16 protein-coding genes and 1 pseudogene are annotated in these 15,780 nt (G+C 69.8%); 10 read left to right on the top strand and 7 right to left on the bottom strand.

Going from position 1 to position 15,780, the window contains the following annotated elements; genetic code table 11:
* Positions 1 to 8 precede the first annotated feature (8 nt).
* On the bottom strand, positions 9 to 1,193 hold the full coding sequence (locus tag VF106_RS29435; RefSeq protein WP_330843129.1) for an exonuclease SbcCD subunit D: 1,185 nt from the start codon (positions 1,191 to 1,193) through the stop codon (positions 9 to 11).
* Between the two features lie 199 nt (positions 1,194 to 1,392).
* Between VF106_RS29435 and rmuC the strand changes: the two genes are divergently transcribed.
* The 3 genes and pseudogenes from rmuC (at position 1,393) to VF106_RS29420 (ending at position 3,550) form a co-directional block, all read left to right on the top strand.
* Complete coding sequence (gene rmuC, locus VF106_RS29430; protein ID WP_330843128.1) at positions 1,393 to 2,385, top strand: DNA recombination protein RmuC; 993 nt, start codon at positions 1,393 to 1,395, stop codon at positions 2,383 to 2,385.
* A 141-nt stretch (positions 2,386 to 2,526) separates the two neighbouring features.
* Positions 2,527 to 2,919 (top strand): annotated as a pseudogene (locus VF106_RS51025) (DUF6542 domain-containing protein); the annotation flags it as partial.
* Between the two features lie 328 nt (positions 2,920 to 3,247).
* Positions 3,248 to 3,550 (top strand): hypothetical protein, encoded by a 303-nt coding sequence (locus tag VF106_RS29420; protein WP_330843126.1) that lies wholly within the window; start codon positions 3,248 to 3,250, stop codon positions 3,548 to 3,550.
* 584 nt (positions 3,551 to 4,134) lie between these two features.
* On the opposite strand, the gene VF106_RS29415 is transcribed toward VF106_RS29420, so the two are convergent.
* Positions 4,135 to 5,103 (bottom strand): 4-hydroxy-3-methylbut-2-enyl diphosphate reductase, encoded by a 969-nt coding sequence (locus VF106_RS29415; protein ID WP_330843125.1) that lies wholly within the window; start codon positions 5,101 to 5,103, stop codon positions 4,135 to 4,137.
* Positions 5,104 to 5,169: 66 nt separating this feature from the next.
* Between VF106_RS29415 and VF106_RS29410 the strand changes: the two genes are divergently transcribed.
* The 4 genes from VF106_RS29410 (at position 5,170) to VF106_RS29395 (ending at position 8,053) form a co-directional block, all read left to right on the top strand.
* Complete coding sequence (locus VF106_RS29410) at positions 5,170 to 6,048, top strand: lipid droplet-associated protein (protein ID WP_330843124.1); 879 nt, start codon at positions 5,170 to 5,172, stop codon at positions 6,046 to 6,048.
* The gene (xseA, locus tag VF106_RS29405; RefSeq protein ID WP_330843123.1) at positions 6,045 to 7,310 is read left to right on the top strand and encodes an exodeoxyribonuclease VII large subunit; all 1,266 of its coding nucleotides are present in this window, start codon (positions 6,045 to 6,047) and stop codon (positions 7,308 to 7,310) included. Before VF106_RS29410 ends, xseA begins: the two co-directional genes overlap by 4 nt.
* Positions 7,291 to 7,728, top strand: a complete 438-nt coding sequence (locus tag VF106_RS29400; RefSeq protein ID WP_330843122.1) for a sugar ABC transporter substrate-binding protein — start codon at positions 7,291 to 7,293, stop codon at positions 7,726 to 7,728. Before xseA ends, VF106_RS29400 begins: the two co-directional genes overlap by 20 nt.
* A gap of 115 nt (positions 7,729 to 7,843) precedes the next feature.
* On the top strand, positions 7,844 to 8,053 hold the full coding sequence (locus tag VF106_RS29395; protein WP_330843121.1) for an exodeoxyribonuclease VII small subunit: 210 nt from the start codon (positions 7,844 to 7,846) through the stop codon (positions 8,051 to 8,053).
* 689 nt (positions 8,054 to 8,742) lie between these two features.
* Here VF106_RS29395 and VF106_RS29390 read toward each other — a convergent pair.
* Both VF106_RS29390 and VF106_RS29385 read right to left on the bottom strand, forming a co-directional pair.
* Positions 8,743 to 9,528, bottom strand: a complete 786-nt coding sequence (locus tag VF106_RS29390) for an enoyl-CoA hydratase-related protein (protein WP_330843120.1) — start codon at positions 9,526 to 9,528, stop codon at positions 8,743 to 8,745.
* A gap of 10 nt (positions 9,529 to 9,538) precedes the next feature.
* Positions 9,539 to 10,339: a PaaX family transcriptional regulator gene (locus tag VF106_RS29385; RefSeq protein ID WP_330843119.1), complete on the bottom strand. Its 801-nt coding sequence runs from the start codon at positions 10,337 to 10,339 to the stop codon at positions 9,539 to 9,541.
* 174 nt (positions 10,340 to 10,513) lie between these two features.
* Between VF106_RS29385 and VF106_RS29380 the strand changes: the two genes are divergently transcribed.
* Both VF106_RS29380 and VF106_RS29375 read left to right on the top strand, forming a co-directional pair.
* On the top strand, positions 10,514 to 10,681 hold the full coding sequence (locus VF106_RS29380; RefSeq protein WP_075127418.1) for a DUF3117 domain-containing protein: 168 nt from the start codon (positions 10,514 to 10,516) through the stop codon (positions 10,679 to 10,681).
* Between the two features lie 52 nt (positions 10,682 to 10,733).
* On the top strand, positions 10,734 to 12,236 hold the full coding sequence (locus VF106_RS29375) for a leucyl aminopeptidase family protein (RefSeq protein WP_330843118.1): 1,503 nt from the start codon (positions 10,734 to 10,736) through the stop codon (positions 12,234 to 12,236).
* A gap of 1 nt (position 12,237) precedes the next feature.
* On the opposite strand, the gene VF106_RS29370 is transcribed toward VF106_RS29375, so the two are convergent.
* From VF106_RS29370 to glgA, 3 genes are all read right to left on the bottom strand, one after another.
* Positions 12,238 to 12,702, bottom strand: a complete 465-nt coding sequence (locus VF106_RS29370; protein ID WP_330843117.1) for a GtrA family protein — start codon at positions 12,700 to 12,702, stop codon at positions 12,238 to 12,240.
* Positions 12,703 to 12,764: 62 nt separating this feature from the next.
* On the bottom strand, positions 12,765 to 13,301 hold the full coding sequence (locus tag VF106_RS29365; RefSeq protein WP_330843116.1) for a GNAT family N-acetyltransferase: 537 nt from the start codon (positions 13,299 to 13,301) through the stop codon (positions 12,765 to 12,767).
* Between the two features lie 5 nt (positions 13,302 to 13,306).
* Positions 13,307 to 14,467 carry a glycogen synthase gene (glgA, locus tag VF106_RS29360; RefSeq protein ID WP_330843115.1) on the bottom strand — a complete coding sequence of 387 codons (1,161 nt, stop codon included), beginning with the start codon at positions 14,465 to 14,467 and terminating at the stop codon, positions 13,307 to 13,309.
* 47 nt (positions 14,468 to 14,514) lie between these two features.
* Between glgA and glgC the strand changes: the two genes are divergently transcribed.
* A complete protein-coding gene (glgC, locus tag VF106_RS29355; protein WP_330843114.1) occupies positions 14,515 to 15,735 on the top strand; it encodes a glucose-1-phosphate adenylyltransferase in 1,221 nt (406 codons plus the stop codon).
* Positions 15,736 to 15,780: the final 45 nt, after the last annotated feature.

The raw sequence follows: 15,780 nt of genomic DNA, 5'->3' as shown, positions 1-15,780 counted from the left end.
GGTTTCGCTCATGCGGCCTCCCTACTCCCGCGCTGCCGCGCGAGCTCCGCGCGCTCGTCGTTCGCCACGGCAGCGAACGCTTCACGCAGAAGCGCTCGCTCGCCCTCGGTCGGCTCCGCGCCCCGGCAGTCGGAGACGAAGTCGCACGCCACGTCGTGGTCAGACCGGTCTCGCACGACCTTGGCGTATCGAAGTGGCGTGGCCAGTGGGCCGCTCACCGGCCGCCACTCGACGTGTACGGCATGCGGGAACCGCTCCTGTAGGCGGCGTAACGCGTCCGTCGGCCGAACCCGGTCCGTCAGCTCGACCGACAGATACGCATCCACCAGCTGCTCATGTGCCGGCGACGTGAGCAACTCGTCGAGGTTCCCACTGACTGTGGCGAGCGCGCGCGGGATTGGCAGTAGATGCCGTTCCACTCCGGCCAGCCCGCCGGCGTCCAGATCCACGAGCCATACCGACTTGCGGTGCCGCGCCTCGGAAAACGAGTACGCCAGCGGACTGCCGGAATAACGTAAGTGCTCGGCCAACCGTTGCGGCCCATGGAGATGACCGAGCGCCACGTAGTCGACGTCGTCGAACACGGCACTGGCAACCTGTTCGACGCCACCGACCGAGATCGTGCGCTCCGACGCGCTTGGTGCGCCACCGGTGACGAACGCGTGCGCGAGCACGACCGACCGCACGCCCGGTCCACGAGCGGCCAGATCGGCCCGTACACGTCGCATCGCCTCCGTCAGCACACCGGCATGGCCGGTCGCCTCGATCCCAAGCGACTGCCGCGCTGGCTCCGGTTCGAGATACGGGATCCCGTACAGCGCAACGGGTCCGTGCCGGTCTTCCAACAGCACGGGCCTGTCCAACTCGGCGACCCGCGTGCGCAGGTGCAGGCCGCCCGCGGCTGCGAACTCCGCGAACGCGCCCAACCGCGGCGCCGAGTCGTGGTTTCCTGGCGTGATCACCAACCGCGCGCCGGCGTTACGGATCCGGTCCAGCACCCGGGTGCAGACCGACACCGCCTCACCGGACGGCACCGCACGGTCGTAGATGTCGCCGGACACCACCACGACGTCGACCTGCTCGTCGGTCACCAGGTCTGCCAGCCCGCCCAATACGGACTCCTGGTCGGCGAGCAGATCCCGCCCGTGGAACATTCGTCCCACGTGCCAGTCGGAGGTGTGCAGCAGTCGCATGCCCGCAAAGTTAGGGCGCGGAGCCGACAGAAGTTGGGAGGCGCGCCACCCGGTCGAGTGACACAGCCCAGCAAAACGGCCAGAAATTCACTTCGTCAAACTCTCCATTCATGCCGCGGCGCTCCCACCTCCCCGAAATTGTCGGTGGCCTGGTTCATGATGCGTTCCACTCGATCCCACCCATGGAAAGGAGACGTCAGTGGCAGCGGTGTTGGGCACCGTCGCGTTCGTGTTGCTGCTCCTTCTGATCGGCGGCGCGGCCCTGTTCCGGCGGCTGTACAACGACAGTCAGCGCAGGCTGGACGATGCCGTGCTGGCCGTGCGCGAGGAGCGCGACCGGTCCGACGCGCACGCGGTCGCCTTACGCCGTTACGAGCTGATGTTCGCCTCCATCAGTGGTCGGGGCGAGCTCGGTGAGCAGGTGCTGGTGGAGACCGCCCGGTCCCTCGGCCTGCGCGAGGGCCTGCACTTCTCGCTGCAGACCGACGTCGCCGGCGGTGGGTCCGTGCGGCCGGACATGCTGCTCTCGGTCGGCGACGGGCGGCTCGTCCCGGTCGACGCGAAGATGACCATCGCCTGCTGGATCGAGGCGGTGGAAACCGAGGATCCGGAGGAGCGGGCGGACGCCTTACGTGTGCACGTACGCAACATCAGGTCCCGGGCGGCGGAGCTGGCTGGCAAGGGCTATCAGCGCTGGGCGGACGCGATCTACGGCACGATCATGTTCGTCCCGTCCGACGCGGCGGTGGTCGCCGCGTTGGACACCGATCCCGAACTGCTGCGATGGCTGTTGGACCGCCGGGTGTTCATGTGCGGGCCGACCGGCTTCGCGGTGATCGCGTCGGCGGCCATGCTCGCGGCCAGTGAGCGGGTGCTGGCAGCGGATATCGACGCGCTGCGTGGGCAGGCCCTCGCCGCACACCGGGCAGCGGAGAACGCGGTGGACGCGGTCAACGTGTCGAGCACGCATCTGCAGCGGTTCCTGCAGGCACGGCGGCGGGAGCTCGACGCGCTGACCCAGTTCACGTCCGCGGTCGTGCCACTGACGGAGGCGGCGGCGAGCCCAACGCCATTACCAGCGGTGCGGCGGACCGACGAGGTGGTTGCCAACACCTCGCCTACTGCGCGTGACGTGTTGCCACCCGAGCTATACGGCGAATTGTCCGATGTGGAGGTGCAATTGGACCGTTAACCACCGACAACTCAATAGAGCCGGTAGCGCGGGCTCGGAAGCGGACAGTAAAGGGTATGTGTTCTGGTTCACATCATGGTGTGGCATCAGGGGTGCTGTTTACAGAACGCTGGTCGAGTAGACCTGCGGACCCACTAACCTGTGCCCGTGACCGCGACCCGCGATCGCAGGAGCGATCCTGAAGAAGACGCCGAACTGGCGTGGGACGACCGTCCGATCATTGGGCGTTTCCGTGGCCTGCCGTGGTGGGCAGCTGTCCTGCTGGCATTCGGTGTGACGGCGATCGCCGCCTTTGTCGACATGCAGCGACAGGACACGCTGGGGAAGATCTACCAGGGTGCCTTCGTGGTGGGCTGCGTCGCCGCGGTTGGCTTCGTGCGCAGGCGAAGCTTGTTCGGCCCGATCGTGCAGCCGCCCCTGGTGTTCGCGATCACCGCGGTCGGTGCGGTCGCACTGCTGAGCCCGGGGTCCTCCGGCGACCTGAAGAAGCTGATTATCGCGGTGGCGTTGCCGCTGACCAGCAACTTCCCGACCATGGGCATCACCACGGCGGTCGTGGTGGGGATCGGGCTGTTCCGGTTGTGGCGGGAGCGTGACCCCAACCCTGAGGTGCGCCCCAACAAGCCGACGAAGGATCGCTCCACGCGCGGACGCGGCACCGGACTCACGGACGAGGCCGGCCAGAAAGCTGGCGGTCGTGGCCCGCGGGAACGGGTGTCGAAGGACCGAGCTGCGGCGCCACCACGCCGTGGCCGTCCGGACCCCGACGAGCTGCCAGCCGACGACCGTGCCGGTCGCCGGGTGCCGCCACCCGGCCGTGGGCCACGGCCCTCACGCGAGCCTGGCGGCCGGGAGACCGGCCGTGACGGTGGTCGCGACGCGGGCCGCGACGCGGGCCGTGATGGCGGCCGGGACGCTGGGCGTGACCCGAGGCGCCGGGATGCGGCCGCTGGCCGAGGTGACCGAGGGGGCCGCGCCGAACCGCCACCAGAGGGCGGGCGGGGTCGGGGGCGTGGTGGTGAGCCACCAGCGCGCCGCCGTGAGCCGGGCGCCGAGGGTGGTCGGCCTCGCGACGACCGAGGCGCTGGACGGCGGGACCCCGGTCGCGAGGGTGGCCGTGACGGTGGCCGGGATACGGGTCGGGACAGCCACAGCGGCGACCTAGGTCGCCAGCCTCGTCGACGCCCGCCGGAGAGCTACCGCTGATTCGCGCGTCGGCGAGCTACTGCTGGTTCCCGCGCCGGTGAGCTACCGCCGCTGGGTCGCGCGCCCGGCGGCCCGATTGCTGGCGGCGCGGCGATGGCGGTTGTGAGCCCGGCGAGCGCTTCGTTGGCTGGCTGGTTACCAGCGTTGCAGGGTTCCGCTGTGTGTCTTGGGCATCGGAAGGGCTGCCGCTGCCCACGAGGCTGGCTGTGACGGTGGTCGGGCTGCGGGTCCGGGATGCGGTTGGGACGGCGGGGTAGTGCCCGGGGCGCCGGACTCGTCGGCACCCGCCGGTGATCTATCGCTGATTCGCGTGCTGGTGCGGCGGGGTTCTCGCTGGGCGTCGCAAGGGGTTCATTGGACCCCCTGGGCGTCGGAGAGCTAGCGCTGTCCGCGCAGGTGGGCGGGGTACCGCTGCGGTGCACACGCCAGGAGACCGCCGCTGCCCCGTGACGTCGGAGAGGTAGCGCTCTCCGACCTTCGGAAGCGCGCTACCGCTTGTCCGCGCGTTGCGGTCTCTGGCGGCGGAGGGGCGGTCGTGCCGGCCTAGCGGACGCTGTCGAGCAGGGTGTTGTCCTTCAGTGCTTTGCGCAGCTCACGCGGCAGTGCGAAGGAAACCTTCTCGTTGGCGGTGGTGACCTCTTGGACGTCGGCGAAGCCGCGCTCGGCCAGCCATGCCAGTAGGTCCATGACCAGGATGTCCGGCACGGATGCGCCGCTTGTCACGCCGACCGTGGTGACTCCGTCCAGCCAGGTCGGGTCGACTTCGCGGGCGTAGTCGATCAGGTACGACGCCTTCGCGCCTGCCTGGAGTGCCACTTCGACCAGGCGCTTCGAGTTGGACGAGTTCTGGGAGCCGACCACGAGCACGAGATCGCATTCCGGGGCCATGGCCTTTACTGCGACCTGGCGGTTCTGCGTGGCGTAGCAGATATCGTCGCTCGGTGGGTCCTGCATCTCAGGGAATCGGGATTTCAGCTGGTTGACGCGGACCATCGTCTCGTCGACCGACAGGGTGGTCTGTGACAGCCAGACGACCTTGGCGGGATCACGGACGGTGACTTTTTCGGCGTCCTCGGCGGTGTCGACCAGCTGGACGTGTTCCGGCGCCTCGCCTGCGGTGCCCTCGACCTCCTCGTGGCCCTCGTGGCCGATGAGCAGGATGTCGTAGTCGTCGCGGGCGAAGCGTTTTGCTTCCTGGTGGACCTTTGTCACCAGTGGGCAGGTGGCGTCGATGGTGCGGAGCTGCCGGTCGGCCGCCTGCTCGTGCACGGCGGGCGACACGCCGTGCGCGGAAAACACGACGAGTGCGCCCTCCGGCACCTCGTCCGCCTCGTCGACGAAGATCGCACCGCGTTCGGTCAGCGTCTCGACGACGTGCTTGTTGTGCACGATCTCCTTGCGCACGTAGACGGGGGCGCCGTAGGTCTCGAGCGCCTTCTCGACCGTGACCACGGCACGGTCGACTCCGGCGCAGTAGCCACGCGGCTTGGCCAGCAGAACTCGCTTGGTCATACCGTCCAGCGTACGTACCGGACTCCTCAGTAGGCAGATCGGCTGGACTGGTGCAGGCTAGGCGGCATGAAGTCACTCCCGCTCCCCATCCGGGTTGCGGCCGGCCTCGCCGTCACCGCCGTGGAACAGGCCCGCACGCTGCCCGCCAAGCTCGCCGGGCTGCCGGTCACCGTGGCGAGCCAGGCCTTGCAGGTCTCCATGCGCGTGCAACAACAGGTCACCGAACTGGCGATACGCGGTGACGAGGTGCTCGCGAGCTTCCGGCCGGTCGAGGACACGCCCGAGTGGGCGACCTTCGACGAAGACGTCGAGGACGAGGGTTTCGACAGCAAGCCCACGCCGTTCGAGTCGGCCTTCGACCGGGTGGCGGACGAGCCGGTGCGACGCAACGGCCACTCCGCCGAGACGTTCGCCACACCTGACCCGTGGGCGCAGGAGGAGCGGGCGTTCGCCCAGGAGACCGGCTTCTTCGACGACAGCGAGCAAGCAGAGGACGAGTCCGAGGACGTTGGTCACGAAGGCGCACCCGGCGGCAACGGGTCGCTGGAGGAGGTCACGGGCAGTGACCGGACTCTGTCGGTCGTCGCAGGCGACGACCAGGACGTGCCCAAGAAGGACGAGCGCTCGGTGCCTGACGGTGCCGGGCTCGGGGATGACCTGTCGGTAGCCGCGGATGCTCCGGCCGATGTGGTGGCCGCCGAGCCGGATGTCGACGGTGGCGGGGCCTTGGCCGAGCTCGGGGACGTCACGGCCGGTGACAGTCCACCCTTGTCCGAGGCCGCGGGCTATGACGAGCTGTCCTTGCCGCAGCTACGTGCCCGCCTGCGCCGTTTCAGTGCCGACGAGCTGTCCGAACTGCTCGACTACGAGCGCGCACACGAAAACCGTCCGTCGTTTGTCGGCATGCTCACCCGTCGAATCGCCGCGGTTCGCGATCAGCGGTGACGGATCCAGCCACCAGCCCGGAGAAGCCGTGGCCCGTGCGAACCGTCGCGCGCAAGGTCGCCGACTGGATCAGCCGCCTGGGTGATGTGTGGGTCGAGGGCCAGGTCACCCAGATCTCGAACCGTCCCGGCACGGGCACCGCGTTCATCACGCTGCGTGACCCGGCCGCTGACGTCTCGATGACGGTCACCTGCCCGACGGGCATGCTGCGCGAGCATCAGCCGCCCCTGTCCGACGGGACCAGGGTCATCCTGCACGCGCGGCCCGTGTTCTTCATCAACCGTGGCACGTTGTCGCTGCGTGCCGACGAGATACGGGCTGTCGGCATCGGGGAGTTGCTCGCGCGGATCGAACGGCTCCGCAAGTTGCTCGCCGCCGAAGGAATCTTCGATCCACGTCGGAAGAAGAGGCCGCCGTTCCTGCCGCACACCGTCGGGCTGATCACCGGTCGGGCGTCCGCGGCCGAGCACGACGTCATGGTCAACGCCCGTGCCCGGTGGCCGGCCGTGCGCTTCCGCGTGGAGAACGTGGCCGTGCAGGGCGCACTGGCCGTTCCTCAGATCGTCGACGCACTCGGTGCGCTCGACCGCGACAAGAACGTGCAGGTCATCGTGATCGCGCGGGGCGGCGGGAGCGTCGAGGACCTGCTGCCGTTCTCCGACGAGACGCTGCTGCGCGCGGTGTCGGACTGCCGCACGGCCGTCCTCAGCGCCATCGGGCATGAACAGGACACGCCGCTGCTCGACCACGTCGCCGACGTCCGCTGCTCGACGCCGACGGACGCCGGCAAGCGGGTCGTGCCGGACATCGCCGAGGAAACCGCGCGGATCCGGCAGCTTCGTGACCGTGCGCGACGGGCGTTGCACGGATGGGTGGATCGTGAGCGGCGACTGCTCGACGCACTGCGTAGCCGACCGGTGCTCGCGGACCCCGTCACGCCGTTGGAACAGCGAAGTGCGCAGGTCAGGATGCTCGTGGAGCGATCAAGGCGAGCCGTGGTCGCACTGGTGGCCGCCGAGCGGGCGGCATTAGACCACACGAGGGCCCGCTTGACGGCGCTGGGACCAGCCGCCACGCTTGCGCGCGGGTACGCGGTCGTGCAGTGGGTGGACGCGGAAGGAAACCCACGAGTGCTCCGCTCGACGTCAGAGGCGCCGGAAGGAACCCGGCTACGGGTTCGTGTCTCTGACGGCGCGGTGCACGCGATCGTGTCCGTCTGGGGTGACGCGAGCGGAGGTACCGGTGCCGAGACTGGATCGTGAGCCGACCTTCCTGCCGTTGACGATCGACGCCACCCGCGCGGTCGTGCGCGCCATGGAGCGTGAACCCGCGCTGCGTGCGCCGGCTGACGTGGTGTCGCGCCGGGCGAAGGAGGCCAACGCGGCCGCCGCCGAGTGCTGGACCGCGCTGCTCGCGGGCTGCGACGCGCCGGGTTGTCGGTCCTTGCCGGTACGGTTGCGTGCGTTGTCGGAAGCCACCTCCGACTACGCCGGTATGCGCTGGTGGCTCGGTCGCGGCTCGCAACACCGCCACCGTGTGAGCCGCGCGCTGGAACGTATCGAGGAGGCGGTGGCCGAACGCGACGGCGCCGACTTCGCGGAGGCGTTCGTCGGATACGACCAAGCGGTGGCCGCCGCGTTGGTGAACGCCCACAGCCGATTGGAGACGCACGCCCAGTGAGCGGAGCTTGCGGAGCGAACGATCAGATGCAGGGCGACCGCGAGCGGCGACACCGAGCCCGCGTGGGGTCGTCGGAGAGCGGAGTGCGTCAGGCTCACGAGCGCGAGGTGCGGTCGTGAGCGCCGACCCGACCCTCGACTACGAGGCGGCCCGCGACGAGCTCGCGGACGTGGTGGCCAAGCTCGAGGCGGGTGGCTTGTCGCTCGAGGAGTCGCTGGGACTGTGGGAACGCGGCGAGGCACTGGCCAAGATCTGCGATCGGCACCTGGCGGGTGCGAAGGAACGCATCGAGTCGGCCCTGGCCGCCGCCGAGTCGGAGAACTGACGCGCGGCGGAAAAGCGCCGAACCGCAGGATCGACCTCCGAGTTCGGCCTGCGGACCGAGCACGCATCGATTGCGGGCTTGGGCGTTCGGGATGGGGCGGCGGCCGGTAGCGCCGCCGAGGTGCGGGAAGCAACCTTCTCGGGAGAAGTGCGCGAACTCGAAGAACGCCCACCCGGGATGCAGTCGGCCTCTGGCAAGACCCCGGCGGTCACAGCGGGGCAGGAAGTGCACGCACTCAGGCGATGGATGACCCTGGCTGGTCCGCCAACGCTCGTTTCCAACGGCCGTGGGGACGGGGAAGTGCGGTCGTTGGGTGGCGACCGCGATGGTTGCGGCGGCCGGTGGTTCGGGGTCGCCCACGGAGTGCCTGGCCCGGAGCAACGGCTGCGGGACGGGGAAGTGCGGCCGTTGGGTGGCCGCCACGATGGTCGCGGCAGCCGGTGGCTCGGCGTCCCCACGGAGTGCCTGGCCCGGAGGGACCTCTCCCAACGGCCGTGGGGACGGGAAAGCGCGGTCGGGGGGTGGCGACCACGATGGTTGCGGCAGTCGGTGGGCCGGTGGCCCACGGAGCGCCTGGCCTGGAGCAACGGCCGCGAGACGGGAAGAAGCGCGGTCGTTGGGTGGCGACCACGATGTTGCGGCAGCCGGTGGTCCGGCGTCGCCCACGGAGCGCCTGGCCCTGACGGGCCTCAGCGGCCGGTGAACGTGGGGGTTCGCTTGGCGATGAAGGCGTCCACGGCTTCTCGGTGGTCGGCGGTCGCGCCCAGGACCGTCTGGGCCGCGTCCTCGGCGGTCAGCGCCTGTTCCAGGGTCGCGTTCGCCGCGGTCAGGAGGGCTTGCTTGATCTTGGCGTAGCCGGTTGTCGGGCCGGTGGCCATGCGGGCGGCCAGTTCCTGTGCGGCCTGCAACGCGGCGCCGTCGTCGACGACCTCGGTCACCATGCCGATCGACAGGCCCTGTTCCGCCGTCACGGGCTTTGCCAGCAGCATCAACTCCATCGCCCGGCCGTAGCCGATCAGCCTCGGCAACGTCCAGGACGCGCCGGAGTCCGCCGTGAGGCCGATGGTCGCGAAGGCCATCAGGAACTTCGCCGAGCGGGCGGCCACCCGTAGGTCGCACGCGTACGCGAAGGACGCACCCGCGCCCGCCGCCATGCCGTTCACCGCGGCGATGACCGGTTTCGGCATCGACGTGATCGTGCGGACGATCGGGTTGTAGTGCCGCGCCACCGTGTGGAACGGGGTCGGGTCGCTCGACTGCAGTGCTGCCACGTGCTCCTTCAGGTCCTGTCCCGCGCAGAAGGCCCGGCCGGCACCGGTCAGCACCACCGCGCGGACGGCCGGGTCCTCCGCCGCCTCTGTCAGGCCGTCACGCAACGACTCCTTCAGTTCGACCGTCAGCGAGTTGAACGCCTCCGGGCGGTTGAGGGTGAACGTCCGTACCCCGTCCCGGTCGTCGACCAGCAGTGACGTCAATGCTTCCTCCTCAGGCACTTGACCTGGTGCGTGCGCCTCGGTTGAGGCAGTCGGACAGAAAAGTCTCCGCGGCAGGCGCCAGTCGGAGCGTGTGGTCGTCGAAGAACGCGGCCGCAGTGGAGCCAGGCCAGTTCGGCGGCAGGACCGACTGGGGCAGCCCGGGGTCGCGGAACAGGAACTTTCGCCACGCGTGCAGCAGGCGTTGGGACGCGGCGAACGCCTCGGCAGGCCGTGTACCGTCCACTGCGGACACAACGGGTAGCCATTCGGTTACGAAAGCGGCATAGTCCGCACCCAGCGTGTCCAGATCCCAGGCCCGGGCGGCAAGGGCGGTGTCGTCGCCGTCGTGTTCGCCATGGAAAACGCGGCCGGCTATCCGTTCCCCGTCGAGGATGTCGGTCAGTTCGGCGGACGGCCTTGGTGCGACCCAGGTCGTGGGTCCCAACGGTCCGTAGCCGATCAGTCGCAGGGAAGAGTCGAGACGGTCGCGGGCACCGCGGTTCGGGAGTTCCTCCAGCACGACAACGTGCCAGCGTCCGTCCCATGTGGAGGGTCGGGTGCGGTAGATGCGGGCGGCGGCCTCGTCGAGGCGGCGCTCCGCGCGCCTGGTCAGCGCGTAACCAGGGCCGTCGGCCAGCCGAACAGGGCGCAACCAGTCCTGTCGCACCATTCTGGACACCGCCGTGCGGATCGCGGGGGCCTCGAACCCGAGCGGTTCGAGCAGCCGCACCAGCGCGGCGATCGTGGTCGAGCCACCTCGGGCTCTGAGGTAGCTGCCGTATACGTCGAACAGCGCGGACCTGGCTCGCACGATTTTCGAGTCTGTCAGGGCGAGGTGGGCGGACGCCAGTGCGTGTCTTGGCCGGTCACCGACACGCAGGTGATCGGTTCGATTTCACCGCCGAGATGCCATAGGGGAGAATGTCAGGGTCCTTGGCCGTTCGAGTCCGGTCGAGGTGGCAGGCTATGACGGAGGGAGCACGCTATGGCGGCCATGAAGCCCCGGACCGGGGACGGTCCCCTCGAGGTGACCAAGGAGGGTCGGGGCATCGTGATGCGCGTCCCACTCGAGGGTGGTGGGCGCCTCGTCGTCGAGATGTCGGCTGAGGAGGCAAGTGCCCTGGGTGACGCGTTGAAGGCCGCGGCTGGCTGACGGTCCAGAGTGGAGGATCGGCAGGCGTTTATCCGTCGAGTATGGAGGTCCGTTGCAAACACCGGTACCCGCGATACCGACGGCGCTTCCCGACGTTGAGGTGACCACCACGGCGCGGCGGAACGCTCCGCTCGCCGTGGTGTGCCAGGCCGGTGACGCGGCGCCGACGTCGTTGTCGGCTCGGGGGAGCGAACTGACCGGGGAGTGGATGGCGGCCGTCGCGCTCACGGGCAAGGCGGGCGAGGTCCAGCCGGGCCCGGCGGGTTCTTCGGTGCGCTGGGTCGCCGGCATCGGAGACGGCGCGCCGGGGCAGTGGCGCACCGCGGGCGCCGCGCTGACCAAGGCGCTGAATGCGCGGATCGCGAAGGACACCGACGCCGGCCGCCCGACGGAGCGGACCCTGCAGCTCGAGCTGCCGTCGTCGGTCGGGCCGGACGAGGTCGCCGAGCTCGTTTGCGGGCTACGGCTGGGCGCGTACCGGTACGCGGTCACGGCCGATTCGGCGTCGCCGGTGGTCCGCACCATTCGTTTGGTCACCGAGGATCCGGCGCTGGACGAGCCGGTGCGGCGGGCAGCGGTGCTCGCGCAGGCGACGGCGTTCGCGCGGGACCTCGCGAACACGCCGTCGAATGTGAAGGACCCGGCGTGGCTGGCCAAGATGGCGACCCGCACTGCGGGCAAGGTCGCCGACGTCGTCGTGCGGGACGAGAAATGGCTGGCCCAACAGGGCTTCGGCGGGTTGCTCGCGGTGGGCGGCGGGTCGGTACGGCCGCCGCGGTTCGTGGAGATGTCGTGGCGGCCCACAGCCAAAGGCCCGCACATCGTGTTGGTCGGCAAGGGCATCACGTTCGACACCGGGGGTGTCTCGCTGAAGCCGGCGGACGGCATGCACCTGATGCGGACCGACATGGCCGGCGGTGGCGCGGTCATCGCGGCGGTGGAGGCGATCGCGCGGCTCGGGCTCGGCGTGCGCGTGACCGGGCTGGTGTCGTCCGCGGAGAACCACCTGTCCGGGTCGGCGTACCGGCCCGGCGACATCGTGCGGCACTACGGCGGCCGCACCACCGAGGTCACGAACACGGACGCCGAGGGCCGCATGGCGATGGCCGACGCGCTGGCATACGCGCACGACCGGCTCGAGCCCGACCTGATCGTGGACGTGGCGACCCTGACCGGAGCGATGAAGGTCGCACTGGGGCTGCGGACGGGCGGGCTGTTCGCGTCCAGCGACGAGGTCGCGGAGCGCGTGCTGGCCGCGGGTGAGGCGGCCGGCGAGCGGTGGTGGCGGATGCCGCTGGACTCGGACGCCGGCTCGGTGGCTGACGAGTTCGCGGACGCGGTGCGCAGCGACATCGCGGACGTCCGGCAGTGTCCGCCGGGACCGAGTGGGATCGCGGCGGCGATGTTCCTGCGTGAGTTCACGGGCGGCCTGCCGTGGGCGCACCTCGACATCGCGGGCCCGGCCCGGGCGGAACGCAACTACGACGAGGTCACCGCCGGCGCGACGGGCTTCGCGACCCGCACCCTGGTGGAGCTGGTCGCGGCCTACGCGTGACCTACCCCGTCGCCGGCGCGTACGCGGGTTGGAGCATCCCTTCGGACGTGATGGCCCGCGCGCGTCGGGCCGCGAACACCCGGTCGAAGATCGCGAACTTGGCCACGAACACCGGGCCACTGGCGGCGAGGTAGCTCAGGGTCAGCGCCAGCGGTTGCCAGCCCGCGGGCAGGAAGGGCAGCACCAGCCATTCTGCCGCGGTCGTCAGGCCGATGGAGCCCACGCCACCCAGCAGGGTCACGGTGAGGTACGTCGCCAGCTGGGAGTGAAGATTTCCGGGCGGCCAAGCCCAGTAGCGGACCATCAGGAAGTGCGGGACGGAACCCGCCAGGAACGCGATAGTGCTGGCGCTCAACGCGTCTAGGTCGGTCCAGCTGTACACCATCAGCAGCACGACCTGGCTGAGCCCGGTCGCGATCGCGGAGGCGACCGTGAACCGTGCCAACCGGATGCGTGCTCGAGCCATGAGCGAACGCTATTGCCTTCAGACTGAACGCGCTCTCAGGAAGATCCCTGAGTCTTCCCCTATCAAGCCCGGTCAGGGGTGAGCCGCCACACGATGTCGACGCCGTCCTCGCCAGGCGTGATCGGCTCCTGCGGCGGAGAGCGTCGTTCCACCTCGACGAAGCCGAGGCGTTTCGGGATCGCCGCACTGCGGAGGTTCGCCACGTCCGTCACGATCTCCACCCGCTGCACGCCCGTGCGGAAGGCCTCCGCCGCCAGCAGCGACGCCGTCCTCGTCGCGACGCCGCGTCCCACGAAGGCGGGGTGCAGCCAGTAGCCGATCTCAAGGCCGCCAGGGCCGATGCGGGCCATCAGACCGGCGACACCGGCCATCCGGCCCTGCACGAAGATCGCGTAGTTGTACGCGTTGCCCTGCTCCCAGTCCTCCTGCGAGCCGCTCACGAACTCTTTGGCCGCCGCGACGGAGTAGCCGTCCGCCACCCACGCCATCCACGGCCGCAGATGGTCGAGTGACTCCACCACCACGTCGTACAGCGTCGCCGCGTCGGACTCGCGCACCCGGCGCAGCGTGACCTCGCCGGAACCCAGTTGTGCCCGCATGCGAGTCAGTCAAGCACCGACTGGTACACGGCCACTGTCTGTTCGGCGACCGACTCCCACGAGAACTCGGTGACGGCCCGCTCCCGGCCCCCGACGCCCATGGTCTTCGCCCGGTCGGGGTCACTCAACAGGGTGTTCACCGCGTCCGCGAGGTCCATGCGGAACCGCGACTCGTCCTCGGTGTCGTAGTGCACCAGCAGGCCCGTCCTGCCGTCGTCGACGACCTCCGGGATGCCGCCGACGTCCGACGCGACGACCGCAGTGCCGCACGCCATGGCCTCCAGGTTCACGATGCCCAGCGGCTCGTACACCGACGGGCACACGAACACCGTGGCGTGGCTCAGGAACTGCCGAACCTCCGCCGGCTGCAGCATCTTCTGGATCCAGTAGACGCCGGGCCGGGCCGACGCCAGCTCCGAGACCGCCTTCGTCGTCTCCTCGGCGATCTCCGGGGTGTCGGGCGCGCCGGCACACAGGACGAGCTGCGCCTCGGGGTCGATCTGGTGGGCGGCCGCGATGAGGTGGCCGACACCCTTCTGCCGGGTGATCCGTCCGACGAACACCACGATCGGGCGGTCCGGATCCACTCCGTAGTGGCGCAGCGCGTCCGACTCGGTCACCGGGTGGTACGACGAGGAGTCGATGCCGTTGCGGACGACCTTGACGCGATCGGGGTCCAGCGACGGGTAGCAGTCGAGCACGTCGGCCCGCATGCCCTCGCTCACCGCGATGATCGCGTCCGCCGACTCGTACGCGGTCCGCTCCACCCACGATGACAGCCGGTAGCCGCCGCCGAGCTGCTCGGCCTTCCACGGCCGGCGCGGTTCCAGCGAGTGCGCGGTGACCACGTGCGGCACCCCGTACAGCAGCTTCGCGAGGTGGCCCGCGTGGTTGGCGTACCAGGTGTGCGAGTGCACGAGGTCGACGCCCTCGACGCTCGCGGTGATCGACAGGTCCACTGAGAGCGTGCTCAGCGCCTGGTTCGCGCTCTCCATGCCGGGCGCCGGGGTGTGTGAGTGGACACCCTCGCCCGACCGCGGCGCGCCGAAGCAGTGCACGTCCACTTCGACCAACTCACGCAGGCGGGGCACGAGGAACTCGACATGAACTCCCGCCCCGCCGTAGACCTCGGGCGGCCACTCCCGAGTTAACAGACCGATACGCACGTGCCTCAAGGTAGCCGTATGTGGCCATGCGCCGTTAGGGTCAGCCCGTGAAGTGGCAGCAGCCGCACGTGCTCGGGATCGTGCTCGCCGGGGGCGAAGGGAAGCGGTTGTGGCCGCTGACCGCCGACCGCGCCAAACCCGCCGTGCCGTTCGGAGGCAACTACCGGCTGATCGACTTCGTGCTGTCTAACCTCGTGAACGCCGGCTTCCACCGGCTGTGCGTGCTGACGCAGTACAAGTCGCACTCGCTCGACCGGCACATCTCCACGACGTGGCGCCTGTCCAGCGTGCTGGGGCAGTACATCACCCCGGTGCCGGCGCAGCAGCGGCTCGGCCCGCGCTGGTACACCGGCAGCGCGGACGCGATCTACCAGTCGTTGAACCTCGTGTACGACGAGAGGCCCGACCACATCGTCGTGTTCGGCGCCGACCACGTGTACCGGATGGACCCGGCGCAGATGGTCGAGCAGCACGTGGACTCGGGCGCCGGGGTGACCGTGGCCGGGATCCGGGTGCCGCGTGCCGAGGCGAAGGCCTTCGGCTGCATCGACTCCGACGCCTCGGGCCGCATCACGCGGTTCCTTGAGAAGCCGGCGAACCCGCCGCACGTGCCCGACGACCCGGACGTCACGTTCGCGTCGATGGGCAACTACGTGTTCCGCACCGACACGCTGCTCGAAGCGCTGCGCGAGGACGCCGCCAACCCCGAGTCGTTGCACGACATGGGCGGCGACATCATCCCGATGCTCGTCGACCGGGGTGACGCGCGGGTGTACGACTTCGACGACAACGACGTGCCCGGCGCGACCGAGCGGGACCGCGGCTACTGGCGCGACGTCGGGACGCTCGACGCGTACTACGAGTCGCACCTGGACCTGGTCTCGGTGCACCCGGTGTTCAACCTCTACAACCACCGGTGGCCGATCCGGACGGCGACGCCGCCGCTGCCGCCCGCGAAGTTCGTCAACTCGGGCAGCGCGGTCGAGTCGATCGTCGGGCCTGGCTCGATCATCTCGGGTGCGACCGTCACCGACTCGGTGATCAGCTCGGACGTGCTGATCGAGGACGGCGCGCGGGTCGAGGGCAGCTTGCTCCTGCCCGGCGTGCGCATCGGCAAGGGCGCGGTCGTGCGCCGGGCGATCCTCGACAAGAACGTGCAGGTCGCGGAGGGCACCGAGATCGGCGTGGACCTTGACGCCGACCGACAGCGGTGGACGGTCAGCGCTGGCGGGGTCGTGGTGCTCGGCAAGGGCGAGCGCGTCGAGTGAATTCACCCGTCGGGGAGCCGGCGGGTCGGGTGAACATCCTCCCCT

It is taken from the genome of Actinophytocola sp., assembly GCF_036378875.1.
Taxonomy (GTDB): domain Bacteria; phylum Actinomycetota; class Actinomycetes; order Mycobacteriales; family Pseudonocardiaceae; genus Actinophytocola.
The sequence above is the reverse complement of the archived record's forward strand: the minus strand, read 5'-3'. Positions and strand labels throughout refer to the sequence as shown.